The organism is Gracilimonas sp. B-17 (genome assembly GCF_056857935.1).
Window position 1 is genome coordinate 376,106 of sequence record NZ_JBSXOA010000011.1, and the last position, 18,570, is coordinate 394,675.

Genomic DNA, 18,570 nt, shown 5'->3' on the forward strand with positions numbered 1-18,570 from the left:
AAAAAATGAAAAGATATTTCGAAAAAAGAGTTGAATAGTATCAAAAATAGCCCTTATATTTGTGGCTCCTTCAAAAAGGAATTATATAGGATTAAGCGGGAATAGCTCAGTGGTAGAGCACAACCTTGCCAAGGTTGGGGTCGCGAGTTCGAATCTCGTTTCCCGCTCAAGCTAAAGGCTTCTGATTAACTTCAGAGGCCTTTTTTGTTTTCAGTAATTTCAGTTAGGGCCATAAAAGTTGATCTTTTTGTTACTCTCTACTGAGATTATGCTGAGAAACACTGAAAAAGTCCATAGCTAAATATTGTGCATTTCAGTATTTCTGAGGTTTATTTTCTTTCCCATCTCGCTTTTAGTCTTACTCTGCAATTAATCAGGTAAAACTTGACTGCTTTTTTAGTATTCAGGATTTATGTATAAAATGGATATTATTAAAGAGTCATTTTGGGTTTCTGCTTTTTTGGATCTGCCTGTGTTGGTTTCGAATATGAGGGGTAAAACTCAATGCAGTATAGCCCCATCCGATCAATCATAAAGCAATTAATAAATATTTCCTTGTTATATTAATTACAATAATGAAGGAATGTAAAATATCTCTTCAATGTTATTTTACATTGAATGCAAACCATAAATTTAATTTGGAAAAATATGCCAACTAAGAAAGCAGATGCTGTTTGGAAAGGAGACTTGAAATCAGGAAGTGGAACCATGAAACTTGAAAGTGGTTCCTATGAAGGTAAATTTAGTTTTGCCACGCGTTTTGAAGATAAATCAGGCTCAAACCCTGAAGAATTAATAGGTGCTGCACATGCCGGCTGTTTTTCCATGGCTTTCTCCAATGAACTGGACAAAGCCGGGTTCACCCCGAATTCCGTAGAAACTCATGCAGAAGTAACTATAGATGGTGGAAAAGGAGCTATTACTACGATCAAACTGATCACTAAAGGTGACGTTCCCAATATAGAGAACGACAAATTTCAGGAGATCGCTGAAGCCGCTAAGAAAGGATGTCCGGTGTCTAAAGCACTAACCGGAGTTGATATCAAGTTGGATGCTACCTTAGTGTAACCATTCAATAATATTTTGTTAAAAAGCCCTTCATTCATTGAAGGGCTTTTTTTAGATTAAAGGAATTCATTTTCATTAGAGTAGCTGAATTGTTTTATCCAACTTTCAGACAGGTTAGTAGTCTGTTTTTTGTTTTTGCTTTTATTTTATTAATTCATCCCATTAGTCTTAATGCAGGGGTGGATATTGCCTCATTTCAATCTGATTCGCTTGAGGCTGAGCAGTATCTGAAAATGAGTAAAGAGGCTTCAAATGCAGGTGATTACCCACTTGCCTTGCAAATGGCAGAAGAAGCTGAGCAAATATATCAGTCAAAAAGTGATGACGAAGGGATTGCCAGGGCTCTGACTTATCGGGCAGATATTTTGATCGATCAGCAAATGCTGGAACAGGCATATGATCTCGTGGGTAACGCCTTGGATAGATTTTCCAGTACGTCACAAGTCGCTCAACTCTACAACATCCTGGGGACAATATATAGTAAGCAGGAAAACCCCATTAAGGCAGCTGAACAATTTAATACAGCAATGCAATACCTGGATCGTTTACCTGAGTCAGAAGCAGACAGACTCAGAGCCAGATTACTACACAATCTTGCCGTGATCTACGGCGATATGGGGCAAGTTGATAAAGCTCTGAAAAACTATTTGGAATCAATCGATTATGCACGGACGGTGCAGGATAGTGCTCTATTGGCCGTTGCCTATAATAATTTAGGGATGGCATACAGTAACAACGAAGAATATGAAAAATCGAGATACTATCTCGAAAGCTCACTCGAACTTGCCAGAGAGCGTAATTCACAAATGGATATTTATAGGGCTCACCTAAACCTTGCGAATACTTTTGGCAATATCGGGGAATATGAAGCTGCACTTGCCAACTATGACCGTGCTCAGGAAGTTATTTCAGCAATAAGACCGGGCGTGCCCTCACCTATTATTATGCATAATAGAGGCGCGACATTAGCAAAAATGGAACGGTATAATGAGGCTGAAGAACTGTTATTCCGATCGTTACAGTTATCAGAAGAGGAGGGAATCAACGAAGGTATTTATTACAATAATTTTGTGATAGGCAAAATGTATGGTGAGCAAGGCAGATTTGAGGAAGCAATTGAATACCTGAAAAAAGCAGAATCTGTGACTCAAAGTTCTTATAACACAAACCTTAAAATGGAAGTGGCCCAGGCATTGCATGAAGCTTATGCAAAAAACGACAGTTACGAAAAGGCATATGATCAACTTTTGATCTATTCTGCCTTATCTGATAGTTTGAGTGAAGTTGAAAAGGACAGGGAACTTGTTAATGCAGAGAATTTTCTTGAGCTGGAAAGACAAAATGAGATCAATACTCTTTTACAAGAGAAACAGGCAAGTCAGGAACAACAACTGCGTAATCAACTAATTATAATTATTGCAGGCATACTGATCATTATTCTGATCTCCTTTCTTCTTTACCAAATGAAAAGATCTTCCAGTGAAAAAGAGAAGATCTATGATCAGCTTAAAAAGCAAAAGGAAGAGCTGGAAGACCTTAACCGATCAAAGGATAAGTTGTTTGCAATTATATCACATGATCTTAGGTCTCCCCTAATGTCTATGCAGGGTATGCTGAGTCTTATCAAAGAGGGTTTTCTTTCTCAGGATGAGATCCAGGAGATGGTACCGGAGCTGGAGGCTTCCCTGCAGGAAAACTCGAATGTGATGGAAGACCTTTTAGCCTGGGCTAAAGAACAGCTTTCAGGTGTTGAGGTTAATTTAAAACCAATTCAATTATCTGATCTGACAAAGGATGTGATCTACTCTCAAAAATTCATAGCTGATAAAAAGAAAGTTGATCTGATCTCTGAAGTGAATGATGTATCCGATGTGAAAGCAGATTATAATGCCCTCTCGCTTGTAATCAGAAACCTGATATCCAATGCGATTAAATTTTCTGAACCGGGTGATAAGATCACGGTTTCTGCGAATGAGAAGCAAGATCATATTCTTATTAAGGTAAAGGATACAGGAATTGGTATTCCTGAAAATGCTCGCCAAAAGATCTTTGAAAACAAGAACTGGACCAGAGAGGGTACTCAAAAGGAGAAAGGTACCGGTTTTGGGCTAAGCCTAAGCAAAGAATTTATAGAGCGAATGAATGGCCACATTTGGTTTGAAAGTGAAGTTGGCAAGGGGACTGAATTTTATGTAGAGATCCCGAAAGCCTGATTAAATTGTAAGGTGTTAATAACCTGTAGAAAACTTGTTCCTGATCCGATTCCCGAATAGTCCTATCATTTGTTATCTTTGTAGTCATTAACCCTCATTATTTTTGGAGCATTGGATATGAGCGATAAACCTCGCGAATATTGTGGAATTTATGGTATCTATAATCATCCTGACGCAGCCGTACATACCTATTATGGGTTGCACGCCCTTCAACACAGGGGGCAGGAATCAGCAGGCATTGTAACATCTTATTATGATGAAGAAAAAGAAAGATCTGTTATGCCTGCCTTTAAAGACTTTGGTCTTGTTTTGAATGTCTTTAACAAGTCTAAGGTATTTAATAAGATCCTGAAAGGAAATAATTCAATTGGGCATAATCGCTATTCTACTTCAGGCTCATCCAAAAATCCTGCAAATATTCAACCATTCCGTGTTCACTATCGTAATGGAAATCTTGCGATCGGGCATAATGGGAATCTGTCTAATGCAAAACAGATCCGGGAGCGATTCAGAAAGGAAGGGGTGTTATTTCAAAGTACATCTGATACTGAGCTGATACTCCACCTAATCTCACACAGCCTGTATGAGGACCAAATGGATCAGATCATGGATGCATTGCGTCAGATCGAGGGAGCCTATTGCCTTGTTATTCTTACTGATGATAAATTGATCGCTGTTCGTGACCCGAATGGGTTTCGCCCACTTGCCCTTGGAAAGGTAGATGGATCATTTTGCGTAGCCAGTGAGACCTGCGCATTCGATATCAATAATGCTGAGTATGTTAGAGATGTAAAACCGGGTGAGGTTGTGGTTATCGATAAAGAAGCCCATGAAACAGGCGAACCCAAATCGTTTTTCATTCCTCCTTCAAAAGGGACAAGTACCAGTCAGTGCATATTTGAATACGTGTATTTTTCCCGCCCCGATAGTATGATCTTTGGTGAGATGGTGGATAAGATAAGAAGGAACCTCGGAAAGAAATTAGCCTCTGAACATCCGTTGGATGAAGTTGTGAAAAATGACAAGTCTGGGAAACAACCCGTCGTTTTCTCGGTTCCCGATTCAAGTAATACAGCGGCTCTCGGTTATGCATCTGAAAGCCAGAAATTAGGTTATGATTGTCGTTATGACATGGGGCTGATCCGAAATCATTATGTTGGAAGAACCTTTATTTCCCCCGGCCAAAAATCCAGGGAGCAAAAGGTAAGAACTAAGTTCAACCCGGTTCGTGGGGTTATTGAAGGCCGGCCGGTCATCATAGTGGATGATTCTATAGTACGGGGAACCACCTCACGGTATCTGGTGGATATGATCAGGGAGTGCAATCCTTCTGAGGTGCATTTTCTTGTTAGCTCTCCACCCATTATTAGTCCATGTTACTATGGTATGGATTTTCCAAGTCCCGACGAGCTCATAGCGAATAAATTCGACAGGGATATTGAGAAAATGGCTAAAGAGATCGGGGTTGACAGCCTTCGGTATTTATCGGCAGAAGGATTGGTAAATGCAGTAAAAGAAGCGAATCCATCCGACCATGATTATTGTACGGCTTGTTTTACCGGTAATTATCCTGTTCCCGTTAATTTTGGAGTTGAAAAAGAGGCAAACGAACTTATCTGATGTTCAACAACCAGGCGAAATTCATCACCAGTGCTACCAAATTAGAAGAATGCCCGCCGGCGGGGTTGCCTGAAGTTTGTTTTGCGGGAAGATCTAATGTGGGTAAGTCATCACTGATCAACGCTCTATTAAATAAAAAGAACATAGCAAGAACATCGAACGTCCCAGGCAAGACCCAGCAGATGAATTACTATCAGGTCGGAGATGTCTGTTATTTTGTAGACCTGCCGGGATATGGATACGCAAAGGTTCCCAAGAAGGAACGGGAGCGATGGGGTAAGAATATTCGGGATTACCTTATGGATCGTGAATCCCTGAAGCTGATCCTGCATGTTGTTGATGTACGTCACGACCCAAGCCAGCTTGATGAAGATTTTTTTTACTGGATGGGAATGAATGAAAAACCCTTTGCCGTGGTCCTTTCAAAAGCAGATAAATTGTCAAAAAATAAGGTCAATCAGTCTAAGGCAAAGGTTCGCCGTATCATGAAGGAAATGAATATTGAAGTACCTATACTTCCTTATTCATCTAGCTCCAGGGATGGCATTGATGAGATCAGATCATTGATCCAAGAGTTTGTGAGAATTGACTAATCAAAGTCTCCTTTCAGGTATCGTTCTGTAAGCCTGTTTTCATTCAATCTCTTAAATTCGCTTAGCCTTTCTTCTGATCTTGAAGCAATTGTCATTTCTCTTTTACCCAGAGCTCCTCTTGCTTTTGCAACAAACCATCCGGCCGTACACATGGCTGCTCTGGCTTTAGATGCAGCACAATAGGTTGTAAGAACCGTTTTCTCATGTGAATGTTCTGCCAGTTTATTAAAGGTAGTGTCAGTCCAAAGCTCTTCGTTTACGTCCGGGGAGAAAGCGTCATGAAAAATAAAATCAACAACAAGACCATTACTTTTGAAGTCATCGAAGAATCCGTAAAATAGGTACAATTCAATGTTGAGATCTTTAAAAGGTTTGATCCTATTCATTCCCGGGGTTATCGAATCGAAGATATCAGGAAGAGAACTGGCTATTACAGGATCTTGAATATGAGCACCAAAATTGATCTTTGAAGCTGTTTGTCTGTTGATGGGAAAGGCTTCAATGGAATAGAATTTAACCTGCGTATCGATCCTATTCCGTTTTATATGATCAGCAAGTAAAAGAAAATTCAAACCGGTCCCGAAACCAATTTCAAATACAGTGAGAGCATCAGTGCCATCCAGTGAATTGAATAAACCTGATCGCTCAAAGAAAACATAATGGCTTTCTGATGCGGCACCATTGGGATTATGGTAATATTGATCGAATTTATCCGAGTATAGAGTAGAGGAACCGTCTTTAGTGGTATGAATGCGTTTGGTCATCTTTAATTATCAGAAACTCTTGATTCCTGATTAAGATAGTTTATTCTGGACGGTTAAATCAAAGATAACAAAAAGACTATTTGATGGCTTTTAAAGAAATCGTTCCGTAATTGGTTTTTGCCGATACTTTATATTCTCCGTTACCAATGGTTCCGGAGGCACTGCCGTTTTGAATGGTACCGTCATAATTAAATTCGGTGTCGATCTCCACATTACTGCCATTCAGTCTAAATTCAATGTTTGAATCTTTTGAGATCCAGATCGTTATAGAACCGGCCCCGGTTTGCGCATCGATTGGTCCACTCAAAGATGATGTTCGCAGTTCAATGTTTCCGCCATTTGTTGTGGCTTTAACTCCTCCACTATGATCAATGACCTGTAGACTTCCACCACCTGATTGTAAATTTAAGCTCCCCTTCATTTCCTGAACCCTGATGTTACCACCTTTAGAATTCAGGGTAACCTGTCCTTCTGACTCCCTGATCTGGATATGGCCTCCTCCGGTTTTAGCATCAATAGTACCGGAGATGTTATTCAGGGTAATATGTCCGCCATTTGTTAGATAATTCTGAGTACCCTGTATATTACCTGAAGTGATATGTCCGGCCTTTGTGTGAATATCAAGTTGCATTTCTCTAGGTACCAGCAATTTACTCTGTATCTGTATATTCTGATCTTTTGCCTCATCCCCTTTGTTTATCAATCTAAAAGAAGCATTTTCATCGCTTACACTAGATTCTGCTGCTAACTTGGATCGAAGATCATTAAGTGTGGAAATATTGCCGGACGCTTCGATGATCAGGTTTTTTCTACCTTCCTGGTTACCTTCAATTTCAACCGAACCAAAGGGGAGAACCAGGCTTGTCTTGTTATTTTTGGCAGTGTCGAACGATCGTGAATACAGATATACTCCAGGACTTTTAACTGTCCAGCCCTGTTTGGTATTGATAGATGCGGGGTCTACGGTCAAGGTCTTACTCTGTACATCAATATTAACTTCCAGGCTCTCCTGATCCATTTCTTTGATGACTTCATCTATTTCCCTCTCAAATTCAGCACGGATCTCCATGGGAAGAAGGTTTTTCAGGTTCTTAAGGTTTTCTAAATTCTGGAGGTTATTCAGATTTTCAAGGTTCTCCAGGTTTTTGAGATCTTCAAGTTTTTCTAAGCTTTGTAACCTGAAAACATGAATATTTTCCTCATTTAACTTGATCTCAAGGGAGTCAGAGTCATAATTGTTTTGGTTGCTGGCTGAGCTGTCAGAATTATGTTCGATAAGAAAGATCGAAATGCCCACAAATAAAAAGCCGGCTAAAATAATTTCCCAGGATGTAGTTTTCATAGATAGATTATTAGTTTAACACATTATGCTACGACCAACATCACATAAAGTTACGTTCGCTCTTTTATTATTCTTATTATCTTTGAATATATAAATCAATAAAACTTATATGCATTCCCGTATTGCAGAACTTGCAAAGAAATACTATCCAAAGACGGTAGAAACGCGTCGATACTTGCACCAACATCCGGAACTTTCTTTTAAGGAATTTAAAACGACTGAATTTATACAGTCCAGTTTAGAAGAACTTGAGATACCTTATGAAAAACCTCTTGAAACAGGTTGTATCGGCATCCTTCGCGGGGGAATTGAATCCGATAGGGTTATAGCACTCAGAGCAGATATTGATGCTTTGCCTATTCTTGAAGAGGGCGATGCAAAACAGGAGTTCTTTTCAATGGATGCAGGTGTAGCACATTGTTGCGGACATGATGCTCACACGGCAAATTTACTGACGGTTTCAAGAATTCTGGCGGATCTCAGAGATGAGGTCAAAGGTACTGTGTTACTGATTTTTCAACCCGGTGAGGAAAAACTTCCCGGTGGGGGAAAGCTTCTTATGGAAACCGGTTTTTTACAAGAGTATGGAGTGGATGCAATTTATGGCATTCACACTTCACCAATGCATCCTGCTGGCACCGTTGCTACCAAAGCCGGAGCTTTAATGGCTTCAACTTCAGAATTTGAAGTAGAGATCATCGGAAAAGGAGGGCATGCCGCAAGGGCTCATGAAGCCATTGACCCGATCGTTTTAGCCTCCCAATATATCAACGCAGTGCAAACGATTTCAAGCAGAAATGTGGATCCGACGGAACCGGTTGTTGTAACTATTGGTAAGATTGAAGGTGGTTCTGCTCATAACATTATTCCGGAAAAAGTAAAACTTTGGGGTACTGCCCGAACACTGTCTCCAGATACTGCAAACCTTGTGGTCGAACGTCTTGAGGCGATACTCAAAGGGATCACCAAAGAAGCCGGAGGTGACTACAGATTCGAATTCAACAGAGGATATCCGGCAGTGATAAATTCAGAGAAGGAGGCCGAACTGGTTTTAAAGTCTTCGAGAAAAATTTTAGGGAATGAAAAAGTGATCGAACTAAGGAAACCGGTAATGGCAGGGGAGGATTTCGCATTTTATCAGAAGGAGTTTCCGGGAGCTTTCTTTTTTGTGGGTAGTGCCAGCAAGGAAGCTGATTCAGAATATCCATGGCATCATCCAAAATACAATGTGGATGACCGATTCTTTGAAACGGCAACTCCTCTTATGGCCAGTTTGGTTTTTGAATAAAATAATTGAAGAATGATACAAGCAGAACGTTCGTATTGGGAAGGTGAACTGTATGATCAGAAATATGATCTGATCGTTATTGGCGCAGGATTGACGGGACAGTCAGCGGCTCACTTTTATAAAAAAGACCATCCAGAAGCGCAGGTGTTGGTTATTGATCGTGGATTTTTTCCCATTGGGGCGAGTACAAGAAATGCGGGCTTTGCATGTTTTGGATCACCAACGGAACACATGGCTGATGTGAAGATCGAGGAAGAGTCAAAGATCATAGACCGCATCCGAAAACGGTTTAATGGGCTGAAGTTACTGAGGGCAACGTTAGGGGATGAGAATATCGAATATCGTGAGCCGGGTGCTTATGAAATATTCACGAATGAGGGTATTTACAGTAAAGCGGTTCAACAATTACCAGTTTTTAACAAATGGTTGAATGAGGCTGCTGGGGTATCTGATGTCTATAAGGCGACCACTCACAATGGTTTTAAAGCGATCAGTATTAATCACGAGGGGTGTTTACATCCGGGAAAGATGATGCGCACCCTGTATCGCAAAAACCTGGATCTTGGCGTTGAATTCAGGTGGCAGGTAAATGTCAAAAAGCTTGAATCTGAGCATAAGAACATAACACTTGATAATGGAATTGAATTACAATCTGAGAAGTTGGTAATTGCCACTAATTCATTTACTTCGAATCTTTTGCCGGATGTTGAGATCAAACCAGGAAGGGGTTTTGTTTTCGTTACTAAACCAATCAAGGATCTGAAGTGGACAGGGACCTATCATTTTGATGCCGGATATTATTATTTCAGGGGGGTCGGTGATGATCGATTTCTACTGGGAGGCGCACGAAGTTTAGACATTGATGTGGAAACAACGATGAAGTTTGGTGCGAATTCAAAGATAAAAGATCACCTTATGGAATTTGCCAACAATGTTTTGAAGCTTCCTGCCGGATGGGAAATTGATGCAGAATGGTCGGGCATAATGGGGTTCACACCAACAAAAAGTCCTATACTTAATGCAATTTCTAAGGATGTGGTTGTGGTGGCCGGACTAAGTGGTATGGGCGTTGCTTTAGGAATGCAGCTCGGAAAAGAGGCTGCTTCAGAACTGGAATTAATGTAAATGTAACCTAAATGGATTTCTTGTATTTGACAGGTTTTATAATGCTGGGATTCGTCGGTATGGAGATCGTTTCATATTGTGTACATCGCTGGTTATTCCATGGATTACTATGGAAGATCCATGAATCTCATCATAAACCCGATCATGGATTGTTTGAGCTGAATGATGTGTTCTCTTTCATTTTTGCAACCCTCTCCATCTGGTTGATGGTTAAGGGAGCAAACACCATGTTTACTACTCCTCATTTTGGAATTGGAGGCGGAGTCGCTGTATATGGTATACTTTACTTCATCATTCACGACCTCTTTGCCCACAAACGATTTGTGCCCTTTAACAGTGATAACAAACTTATGAAACTGATCCGAAGAGCTCATCAGCGCCACCATCAAGATGTAGGGAAAAAAGGAAATGAACCCTATGGCTTGTTTCTATTTCCATATGATGAGTATCCGGAACATCGTCGTAAGTTTAACAGAGATTAGATACTTAAATACCGGTATCATTCTATTCTACTGTTTAAGATAAAGTATTCCTCAGCTTTTTCATCTGTTCAAAATGTCGCCGTTGATGAGCTTCAGCCACACCAAAACAGGCTGTTAACGACATCGGAATGAACTTGAGAATGGGGTTTCTGGCTTTGATCCGATCCAGATCAAGCCCTTCAAGCTTAGCCCTCTTGATGATGTGAATGAATGAACCCTGAAGCTTGATAAAATCTGATAGTGTTTTATCGATACTCAGATCTGAAACTTCGTTTGGTTCAAAAGAAGGAACCGTAGGTAGTTTGCGAGGATTTTCAGGGCTAACTTGTCCAATAAACCAACGGAAAACTATACCAGGTGAAAATGGGCCGCTACCCTTGGCCAATTTATCGTCATTTTTTTCAAGAACCTTATTGATCTGTGGCAGATACTCATTACCAGCTTGTACCAGATGATTCAGGATCTCGACCATCGACCATGAATCTTCATTAGGCTTTTGCTTTAATATGTGAGCGTCTGTGCTTGTGATCAGAGATGAAGATGTGATCTTGGCATCTTCAAATGCCTTCAAAAAATAATCGTAGGTATAGCCTGAATTTTTCATATCTGAATATTTGAGGGGTAAAAAGATTCTAAACAGATTATTAACCGTTTCATATAACAATTAAATACTTTTTCTTACCATCATTCACAAAACTAAAATTTCTCCCTATGCAATCTCTGAAAATCCGATCTTTATTAATTCTGACTATCACATTTCTGTTTACATCACTGAGTACGGCTCAAGGAGTTCTGAGTTTCGAAGATGTTATGAAATTTGAGGATATCGGCTCCATTCAACTTTCCGGTAATGGGAAATGGGTGGCTTACGAAGTTTGGCCCGACAGGGGCGATGGCCGGGTAGAGGTCAAAAGTACCGACGGGAAAAATACTTACACTATAGATTTAGGTGCATCTCCAAAAATCACTACCAAAGGTAATTGGGTTGCTGCATTCAAAAAAGTTCTGCTAAAAGAACAGCTAAAAGATCAAAAAGAGAAACCACAACAGGGATTATCACTGCTATCAACAGATAACGGAGAGATCATTTCTTATGATAGTGTAAGCACATTTAACTTTTCGGAGAACGGGAAGTGGCTGGCAATTCATCATATGCAGAACAAAGAAGTAGCCGACCTAAAATCAAAAAACAAAAAGCTCGGTAAAACTTTACGATTGAGAAACTTATCCTCCGGTGAAGAATTCGAGCTTTCCTTTGTTGATGAAATGGCTTTCGATAGTTTATCTACACACTTGGCTTATACCGTTGTGGATACCAGTGAATCGCGGAATGGTCTCTATGCTTTTGACCTGAAAACCGAGCAGTCAAAACAGATCGATTCGCAAGAAAGTGGGTACTACGCGAATTTGACCTGGGATCATGACCTAAAAAAGCTGGCATTCACAAAAGCTACTTTTGATACCTCCTATGTGGAAAGTGACGCTTCACTGCATATCTGGAATATTGATAATAATGAATTAAAAACCCTGCTCGGTTCTGAACAGACAAAAGAAGGATTCGTATTGAGATCCAATAACCGGTTAACCTTCACTCACGATGGTAAACGCCTTTACTATGGGGTGATGGATGCAAAGATGGTTGAACTGGATACTGATAACAACAGCGAAGACACTGAAGATGTGGATGTTTATGATATTTCTGACATTGTGGAAGACCGGGGCTTGGATATCTGGCATGGTGAAGATCCTCAGATCAAAACCCATGAGAAGAAAACGTGGGAATCACGGAAAAACCACCTCTATACAGCTGTTTATCATTTAGGTAGTAATAAGTGGGTTCAGCTTGCAGATAAGGATATGCCTGACGTCAATATCGATCACAACCCGAAGGTACTGATAGGAAGCAATGATGAGCCATATATGCGCGAGAGAACCTGGGACGGAAGCTATCGGGATTACTATTTTGTGGATCCAGGCACCGGAGATAGAACTCAATTTCTTGAACATTTTGGTGGTTGGGTAAACCTTTCGCCACAGGGAACTTATGCGGCTTATTACGAGGACAAGAACTGGTTCCTTATCAACACTGTATCAGGTAATACCACAAATCTTACCAAAGACCTGGAGGTGCCTTTCTATAACGAGGATCATGATTACCCATCCGCAGTTCCGGGGTATGGAATTGCGGGTTGGATCGAAAATGATCGGGCGGTCATGATCTATGATAAATTTGATATCTGGCGATTTGAGGCCTCAAGCGAAAATGTCAGAAATATTACGGACGGAGAGGGAAGAAAAGATAACCGGATCTTTCGGATCGAGAGTATCAATAAAGAAAGAAATGAAGCTTTTAAAAACAGCGAAGAATTGTTGTTGACGTCGTACCACGATCTGAATAAGAATTTTGGTTTCTATTCAGCCAGGGCTAATCGCTCCGGTGTGAACCGATTGCTGGAAGAGGATAAAAAATTCACATTCGTTAAAAAAGCTGATGATGCTTCGACGGTTCTCTTCAAACGGGAAGCATATGACGAATTTCCGAATATCTGGGTGGCCAATAACTGGAAGTTTTCCCAGAAAGATCAGTTGACCAAGCTCCATATGGATCTAAAAGAAAAGTGGAACTGGGGAAGTGCCGAACTCATTGACTGGCTAAGTCTTGACGGAATTTACACACAAGGTGTGGTGATAAAACCTGATAATTATGATCCCAACAAGCGATATCCGATCATGACATACTACTATCGATTCTTCACGGATCGCTTGCATGATTTCAATGAACCGAAGACTAACCACCGGCCTGTTTTTGCACAGTATGTTAGTGATGACTATGTAGTGTTTTTGCCGGATATAAGGTTCGAAATTGGACGGCCGGGGCTATCTGCAACCAAAAGCCTGGTACCGGGAATTCAAAAGCTGGTTGAAATGGGAATTGCGGATGAGGATAAACTTGGCTTGCACGGGCATTCATGGAGTGGTTATCAAACAGCTCATATGGTTACACAAACGGATATTTTTGATGCAGCTGTTTCAGGAGCTCCGGTTAGTAACATGACAAGTGCATACAGTGGTATTCGTTGGGATTCCGGGTTAGCCCGACAGTTCCAATATGAAAAAACTCAAAGTCGAATAGGCAAAACTCTTGTTGAAGCTCCACATTTATACATAGAAAACTCACCCGTTTTCTACGCTGACAGGATCAATACCCCCATGCTGATCATGCACGGTGATGCTGACGGTGCTGTTCCCTGGGAACAAAGTATTGAACTTTACCTCGCTATGCGTCGCTATAACAAGGATGTGGTATTTCTGCAGTATCATGATGAACCCCATCATCTTCAAAAATTTCCCAACAAACTGGATTATGCCATCCGCATGAAGGAGTATTTTGATTACTACTTGAAAGGAAAAGGTGAGCCGGAATGGATATTGGAAGGGGAAGCGTATCAGGGAAATTAGAAATGTTGAATTTTAAATTTTGAATTAGATCAATTCCATCATTTAAAATTCAACATTCATAAATCATCATTTCTTTCACTCCGACGCAAAGCATGCTGAGCGAGTTTTATTCTAATAAAATACTTCAAAGAGTAACCCGCCGAATCATTCATCTAAAATAATTCAAAAACGGATTTGCTGCTGTAAAGAGGAAGTTCAAACAATTTACCCTCGCTCCGCATGCTTTGCGTCGGAGCGATAACTGCACAAGCTTATGAGGTCATATTCGAAGTGCCTTCCCATTCGCTGAGAAATCGAGCGACAAAATCATCCATATACTTGTGCCGTTCTTCTGCAAGCCTTTTGCCTGATTCTGTATTCATTCGGTCTTTTAGCAGAAAGAGTTTTTCATAAAAATGATTGATAGTTGGACCGGAGCTCTTTTTGTAGTCTTCAAAAGATTGATGGGAATCCGGTTTGACATCGGGATTATAGAGCTCCCGTTCTTTGTATCCGCCATAAGCGAAAGCTCGTGCTATGCCTATGGCTCCCAAAGCATCAAGCCGGTCGGCATCTTGCACTACCTTGCCTTCGATGGTTATCATGGGGGTATCCACTTCGGCTCCCTTAAAGGAGATATCCCGTATGATCTCACAGACATGATTTATAATGGGGCTGGGCACCTCTAATTTTTCAAGCCAATTTTGTGCAGTAGCCGGACCTATGTCTTCATTTCCATCATGGAATTTATGATCGGCGATATCGTGGAGCAGGGCAGCGAGCTCTACTATAAAAAGGTCTGCAGTTTCATCTGCTCCAAGCTTCAATGCCGTATTTCTGACCCGGTGAACGTGCCACCAATCATGGCCGGAGCCTTCACCTTCCAGTTGTTGGCGTACAAAGGATTCAGTTTTTGAAAGGATCTCGTGCTTATTCATTTAAAAAATCCATACAGCTACATAACTCGTCGATCACTTCTATTTTCAGTGAATCTATACGGGCCAGAGACTTTTCTATGGTTTCTTTTTCAATTTTTCCTTCCCGTACTAATTGTTGAATGATCCCAATGGCTCTATCAGCAATGTCAGGCTCATAGTGTAGGTTATTACCAAAGATAAGAACATCCACGCCAGCGTTAATGGCTTGCTGAATGGCCGTTTCCAACCCGAATTCGTCGCGAATAGCATCCATCTGCATATCGTCAGAAAAAACCACGCCTTCGAATCCCAGTGAGTCCCGAAGCAGTCCATTTATGGTTTTTTCAGATAGGGTAGCCGGCCACACTGAGTCAATATTGGCATTGAAAATATGGGCGGTCATGACAGCCCGAATATCTTTTTCGGCAAAAAGTTTTTTATAAGGAATTAGTTCTTTCGGATCCCATGTATTTGTGACATCCGTAAACCCCTGATGACTGTCGGTTGTCGAGCTCCCATGCCCCGGAAAATGCTTTAGTACAGTTAGAATTCCTTCTTTTGAATATTCATCAATGGTATACCCGGCATGTTCTGCTACTTTCTCAGGATCGGAAGAATAACTACGCTCCAGTTTGCCGATCACTGGGTTTTCAGGATTTGTATTCACATCCACAACCGGTGCAAAGTTGGTATTTGTTCGCACAACCATAAATTCCTGAGCCATGATGCTGGCATAGTAACGGGTGGAGTCTTCATTATCCAGATTCCCTAAATACTCAGCTGAAACTGATCTTGGAAATCCCTTGCTTTCTTTGAGCCGGCTTACCAAACCACCTTCCTGGTCAACAGCGATAAATGGGGAATTAGGTGTAGCGGCAATGATATCATTACTTAAGTGCATCAGCTGAGTTGGGTCTTCAATATTTCGGCTTCTATCACCTGTGATAACGTCGCGATCAAACAATACCACACCGGAGATATTGCGTTCAGAGAGATCTTTATAGATAGTGCTATCTTTTGACAATTCAGTGCCACGAAAACCAACCATTATCATCTGACCAAGCCGTTGTGCATCAAAAATGTCTTCAGTTTCAGGCTTAGACTCGGTTTGTTGGCATCCCCAGAAAAAGGATAGCAAAACGAAGAAAAGTGTTATTCGTGTCATTGGTTTAGTTGGTTTTGATGTTCATTAAGCAAGCTATCAAGCACTTTAGTAAAATTAAAGGAAGGCCGAATATCGTTATAACGGGCAATTTTTCCATCCGGATCAACCAGTATATAAAATGGAATTCCACCCCCTTTATATGCTTTGAAGGTTTCTTCCTGAAAACCATCTCCACTGTACAGTTGTATCCAAGGGAGTTCGAGTCGATTCACATCTTGAACCCAAGTGAGGCTGTCAACCTCATTCGATATACCTATGATCTCCAGTTCATTTCGGGAATATTCTTGATATAGATCTTTCATATCCGAAAACTCATCGAGGCAGGGTTGACACCAACCTGCCCAGAAATCCAGCAATACAAATTTACCGCGATAATCTTCCATCGTGTGGATATGGCCATTCATATCAGGCAAATCAAAGGGAACGGCCGGTTGCCCGGGAGAGACTGATCTGATTTCGTTAAAAAAATACTGCAGGAATTCCGTGTATTTTGGATAATCAGAGAACTCCTTAAGGTAATTTTCATAGCTTGGTCGTGCTATTTCGGGGCCTTGTTCTCCAATTCTTTCTGCGATGAGGTACATTTTGGCGTGTGCCAGAGCACCCCGGCTTTTCATATGATCCAGAACCTGAATACGTTTTGCGTTTAGTTCCTTATAAGCTACTCGTTTGATATCGTACTCAGAAAGCTCCATTCCGTAAGCAGTTTTCACACTGTCATAGATCCCAAATGTACGGGCATAATAATGAGCAAAATCACGGATACCGGCACGTTGTGCTTTAAGAGATTCAAGAGTGAAAAAGTTTAGGGAATCTGCTTCGATAAAGACCTTAGTTCTGGCTGAATCTGCGTCATAGTCCTCAAAATGTCGTTGATTATACTCTACGGCTCGTATGCTAAAGACCAAATATTCACCAATGGCTTTTAGATAATAGTCATGCAGAGGTGTTTGTCCTAAAAACTGTTCAGCAAGTTTGTATTTCTTTCTACTGAGTTCGAGGAGGTCATTTGGTGTACCTACTTTGATCTTTTCCTCCTCAACAGGGATTCTCTTTTCTAAGTCAGAAATGGAAGCAAGGTAATCATCATATCGTTTGTGCCAGGCCTCTTCATACCCATTCACTTTAACATTCTGGGGAAAACCCGATCTTTCGATATCCAGTTCAATTCTATTTCCTGAAGTTAGGTAAACAGGGTATTGGGTATCACCGATCAATAATAATCTTAAATCTGTAGAGTCAACAGGTGTTGAGTACTCAAATGAACCATTTTCATTTACACTTAAAGTATCCTGTGTTACAGGCGCATATTTATAATGAACCGGGATCTTCTTTACTATGAGGTGAGAATCCCCCAGATAATCAATGTTTCCGGATACTTGAGTCTTGTTATCACATGAAACAAGTAGGAGTACGATCAGATGCGGCAGAAATGTTTTACAATATGGCATTCAAATGGATGATTAGAATCAATTAATTGGGCAAATTTAGATGAAAATGTGTGTAACATTGGTACTACCTGAACACTCTTTATAATAAGAAAAGAAGACGGAAAAACTTTTTTTCAAAAAAATGAAACAAAAGTGTAACAAATGGAGAGTTCAATACTCTTGTCTCAGATATGAGGAGGGTAGTACTCATGAGGTAACAAAACGCCAGCAGTTTCGGGGCGTTATGTATGAAGAATAAAACGACAGTTAGTAATCTAAATCATAATTAAGCAAATGATCGAAAGTAAAGTAAATAAAGAGCTGGAGAGGCAAATTGATCTGTACATAAATGGAAAGCTAAATGCAGACGAAACAGACGAGCTATGGGCTGAATTAATTCAGGATGAATATTATCTGGATTACATGAAAAGTGTAGCTAATCTTAAAGCAGTTATTGATAAGAAAAAACAAGCCCAACCAACCGCAAAAATTTATTCATTGCCTAAGGTAATGCGTTATGCTGCTGCAGCTGCAGTTATCATTATTGCAGGCGTTATCGGTGTAATGAATTATAATACCACCAGTAATCTGGCTGTAATGCCTATTGACCAAATTGGCCTGGATATTGTTCGTAATGCGGATGGGATATCAGAAACAGTTAAAAGTGAAGTAATCAGAGAGGCTATTAAACTAGCTACCGATGGGGAAGTAAATGAGGCCATCGCGTTACTTCAAAATGAGATGAAGACCACTGACGATTCACAGCTAAAGGCGGAGCTTGCCTTAAGTCTCGGGTCGATACAGTATAATAACGGGCAGTATCAGGAGTCTATTGAAAGCTTTGAAACAGTAATTACACAAAAACAGATCGATGTGCTCACTCTTGAAAAGGGCTATTGGTTCCTGGGTAATTCCTACTTTCAAATGGATCAATTAGAAGAAGCTGAAGAAGCCTTCAAAAATGCTTATGCCTTGAATGGTGCTTACAGCCGTGTAGCGAAAACCTACGTAGATGCCTTGACATCAGCCGGACGATAAAGTAAAGCACTTTCATTACCTCATTTAGTATCCAGTTTACTTTATTATTGCAATTAGACCTTTAACTAATTGAAGAAAGGCAGCCTT

At 40.6% G+C, this 18,570-nt stretch carries 15 protein-coding genes and 1 tRNA gene; 10 read left to right on the forward strand and 6 right to left on the reverse strand.

The window, feature by feature from the left end; translation table 11 throughout:
• Positions 1 to 95 precede the first annotated feature (95 nt).
• The 5 genes from AC13FX_RS06485 to yihA all read left to right on the forward strand — a co-directional run bounded on the left by AC13FX_RS06485 (position 96) and on the right by yihA (position 5,494).
• A tRNA-Gly gene (locus AC13FX_RS06485) sits at positions 96 to 167 on the forward strand.
• A 481-nt stretch (positions 168 to 648) separates the two neighbouring features.
• Positions 649 to 1,068, forward strand: a complete 420-nt coding sequence (locus tag AC13FX_RS06490) for an OsmC family protein (RefSeq protein ID WP_482879731.1) — start codon at positions 649 to 651, stop codon at positions 1,066 to 1,068.
• A gap of 89 nt (positions 1,069 to 1,157) precedes the next feature.
• The gene (locus AC13FX_RS06495; protein ID WP_482879732.1) at positions 1,158 to 3,281 is read left to right on the forward strand and encodes an ATP-binding protein; all 2,124 of its coding nucleotides are present in this window, start codon (positions 1,158 to 1,160) and stop codon (positions 3,279 to 3,281) included.
• 117 nt (positions 3,282 to 3,398) lie between these two features.
• Positions 3,399 to 4,901 carry an amidophosphoribosyltransferase gene (gene purF / locus AC13FX_RS06500; protein WP_482879733.1) on the forward strand — a complete coding sequence of 501 codons (1,503 nt, stop codon included), beginning with the start codon at positions 3,399 to 3,401 and terminating at the stop codon, positions 4,899 to 4,901.
• On the forward strand, positions 4,901 to 5,494 hold the full coding sequence (gene yihA, locus AC13FX_RS06505) for a ribosome biogenesis GTP-binding protein YihA/YsxC (RefSeq protein WP_482879734.1): 594 nt from the start codon (positions 4,901 to 4,903) through the stop codon (positions 5,492 to 5,494). The genes purF and yihA overlap by 1 nt, the downstream gene beginning before the upstream one ends.
• Here the strand turns inward: yihA and mnmC2 are convergent.
• The gene (gene mnmC2 / locus AC13FX_RS06510) at positions 5,491 to 6,258 is read right to left on the reverse strand and encodes a tRNA (5-methylaminomethyl-2-thiouridine)(34)-methyltransferase MnmC2 (RefSeq protein ID WP_482879735.1); all 768 of its coding nucleotides are present in this window, start codon (positions 6,256 to 6,258) and stop codon (positions 5,491 to 5,493) included. The genes yihA and mnmC2 overlap by 4 nt on opposite strands.
• Positions 6,259 to 6,334: 76 nt before the next feature.
• Positions 6,335 to 7,600: a DUF4097 family beta strand repeat-containing protein gene (locus AC13FX_RS06515; RefSeq protein ID WP_482879736.1), complete on the reverse strand. Its 1,266-nt coding sequence runs from the start codon at positions 7,598 to 7,600 to the stop codon at positions 6,335 to 6,337.
• Between the two features lie 109 nt (positions 7,601 to 7,709).
• Here AC13FX_RS06515 and AC13FX_RS06520 point away from each other — a divergent pair, with 109 nt between their 5' ends.
• From AC13FX_RS06520 to AC13FX_RS06530, 3 genes are read left to right on the forward strand one after another with little or no spacing between them, the layout of a single operon-like run.
• Positions 7,710 to 8,888 (forward strand): M20 metallopeptidase family protein, encoded by a 1,179-nt coding sequence (locus AC13FX_RS06520; protein WP_482879737.1) that lies wholly within the window; start codon positions 7,710 to 7,712, stop codon positions 8,886 to 8,888.
• A gap of 12 nt (positions 8,889 to 8,900) precedes the next feature.
• Positions 8,901 to 10,013: an NAD(P)/FAD-dependent oxidoreductase gene (locus AC13FX_RS06525; RefSeq protein ID WP_482879738.1), complete on the forward strand. Its 1,113-nt coding sequence runs from the start codon at positions 8,901 to 8,903 to the stop codon at positions 10,011 to 10,013.
• A 41-nt stretch (positions 10,014 to 10,054) separates the two neighbouring features.
• The gene (locus AC13FX_RS06530; RefSeq protein ID WP_482879739.1) at positions 10,055 to 10,495 is read left to right on the forward strand and encodes a sterol desaturase family protein; all 441 of its coding nucleotides are present in this window, start codon (positions 10,055 to 10,057) and stop codon (positions 10,493 to 10,495) included.
• Between the two features lie 34 nt (positions 10,496 to 10,529).
• Here AC13FX_RS06530 and AC13FX_RS06535 read toward each other — a convergent pair whose 3' ends face one another.
• Positions 10,530 to 11,099 (reverse strand): DinB family protein, encoded by a 570-nt coding sequence (locus tag AC13FX_RS06535; protein ID WP_482879740.1) that lies wholly within the window; start codon positions 11,097 to 11,099, stop codon positions 10,530 to 10,532.
• A 107-nt stretch (positions 11,100 to 11,206) separates the two neighbouring features.
• Here AC13FX_RS06535 and AC13FX_RS06540 point away from each other — a divergent pair, with 107 nt between their 5' ends.
• Positions 11,207 to 13,954 (forward strand): alpha/beta hydrolase family protein, encoded by a 2,748-nt coding sequence (locus tag AC13FX_RS06540; protein WP_482879741.1) that lies wholly within the window; start codon positions 11,207 to 11,209, stop codon positions 13,952 to 13,954.
• 251 nt (positions 13,955 to 14,205) lie between these two features.
• Here the strand turns inward: AC13FX_RS06540 and AC13FX_RS06545 are convergent, their stop codons facing one another.
• From AC13FX_RS06545 to AC13FX_RS06555, 3 genes are read right to left on the reverse strand one after another with little or no spacing between them, the layout of a single operon-like run.
• On the reverse strand, positions 14,206 to 14,871 hold the full coding sequence (locus AC13FX_RS06545; RefSeq protein ID WP_482879742.1) for an HD domain-containing protein: 666 nt from the start codon (positions 14,869 to 14,871) through the stop codon (positions 14,206 to 14,208).
• Positions 14,864 to 16,015 carry a glycoside hydrolase family 3 protein gene (locus AC13FX_RS06550; protein WP_482879743.1) on the reverse strand — a complete coding sequence of 384 codons (1,152 nt, stop codon included), beginning with the start codon at positions 16,013 to 16,015 and terminating at the stop codon, positions 14,864 to 14,866. Before AC13FX_RS06550 ends, AC13FX_RS06545 begins: the two co-directional genes overlap by 8 nt.
• Positions 16,012 to 17,466, reverse strand: a complete 1,455-nt coding sequence (locus tag AC13FX_RS06555) for a redoxin domain-containing protein (protein ID WP_482879744.1) — start codon at positions 17,464 to 17,466, stop codon at positions 16,012 to 16,014. Before AC13FX_RS06555 ends, AC13FX_RS06550 begins: the two co-directional genes overlap by 4 nt.
• Before the next feature lie 273 nt (positions 17,467 to 17,739).
• On the opposite strand from AC13FX_RS06555, the gene AC13FX_RS06560 reads away from it, so the two are divergent.
• Positions 17,740 to 18,483 (forward strand): tetratricopeptide repeat protein, encoded by a 744-nt coding sequence (locus AC13FX_RS06560; RefSeq protein WP_482879745.1) that lies wholly within the window; start codon positions 17,740 to 17,742, stop codon positions 18,481 to 18,483.
• Positions 18,484 to 18,570 lie beyond the last annotated feature (87 nt).

Excerpts from the sequence above, each read along its gene's own strand:
- AC13FX_RS06490 (WP_482879731.1), top strand. The coding sequence starts at position 649 with ATGCCAACTAAGAAAGCAGATGCTGTTTGGAAAGGAGACTTGAAATCA.
- purF (WP_482879733.1), top strand. The coding sequence starts at position 3,399 with ATGAGCGATAAACCTCGCGAATATTGTGGAATTTATGGTATCTATAAT.
- yihA (WP_482879734.1), top strand. The coding sequence starts at position 4,901 with ATGTTCAACAACCAGGCGAAATTCATCACCAGTGCTACCAAATTAGAA.
- mnmC2 (WP_482879735.1), bottom strand. The coding sequence starts at position 6,258 with ATGACCAAACGCATTCATACCACTAAAGACGGTTCCTCTACTCTATAC.
- AC13FX_RS06515 (WP_482879736.1), bottom strand. The coding sequence starts at position 7,600 with ATGAAAACTACATCCTGGGAAATTATTTTAGCCGGCTTTTTATTTGTG.
- AC13FX_RS06520 (WP_482879737.1), top strand. The coding sequence starts at position 7,710 with ATGCATTCCCGTATTGCAGAACTTGCAAAGAAATACTATCCAAAGACG.
- AC13FX_RS06525 (WP_482879738.1), top strand. The coding sequence starts at position 8,901 with ATGATACAAGCAGAACGTTCGTATTGGGAAGGTGAACTGTATGATCAG.
- AC13FX_RS06530 (WP_482879739.1), top strand. The coding sequence starts at position 10,055 with ATGCTGGGATTCGTCGGTATGGAGATCGTTTCATATTGTGTACATCGC.
- AC13FX_RS06535 (WP_482879740.1), bottom strand. The coding sequence starts at position 11,099 with ATGAAAAATTCAGGCTATACCTACGATTATTTTTTGAAGGCATTTGAA.
- AC13FX_RS06540 (WP_482879741.1), top strand. The coding sequence starts at position 11,207 with ATGCAATCTCTGAAAATCCGATCTTTATTAATTCTGACTATCACATTT.
- AC13FX_RS06545 (WP_482879742.1), bottom strand. The coding sequence starts at position 14,871 with ATGAATAAGCACGAGATCCTTTCAAAAACTGAATCCTTTGTACGCCAA.
- AC13FX_RS06550 (WP_482879743.1), bottom strand. The coding sequence starts at position 16,015 with ATGACACGAATAACACTTTTCTTCGTTTTGCTATCCTTTTTCTGGGGA.
- AC13FX_RS06555 (WP_482879744.1), bottom strand. The coding sequence starts at position 17,466 with ATGCCATATTGTAAAACATTTCTGCCGCATCTGATCGTACTCCTACTT.
- AC13FX_RS06560 (WP_482879745.1), top strand. The coding sequence starts at position 17,740 with ATGATCGAAAGTAAAGTAAATAAAGAGCTGGAGAGGCAAATTGATCTG.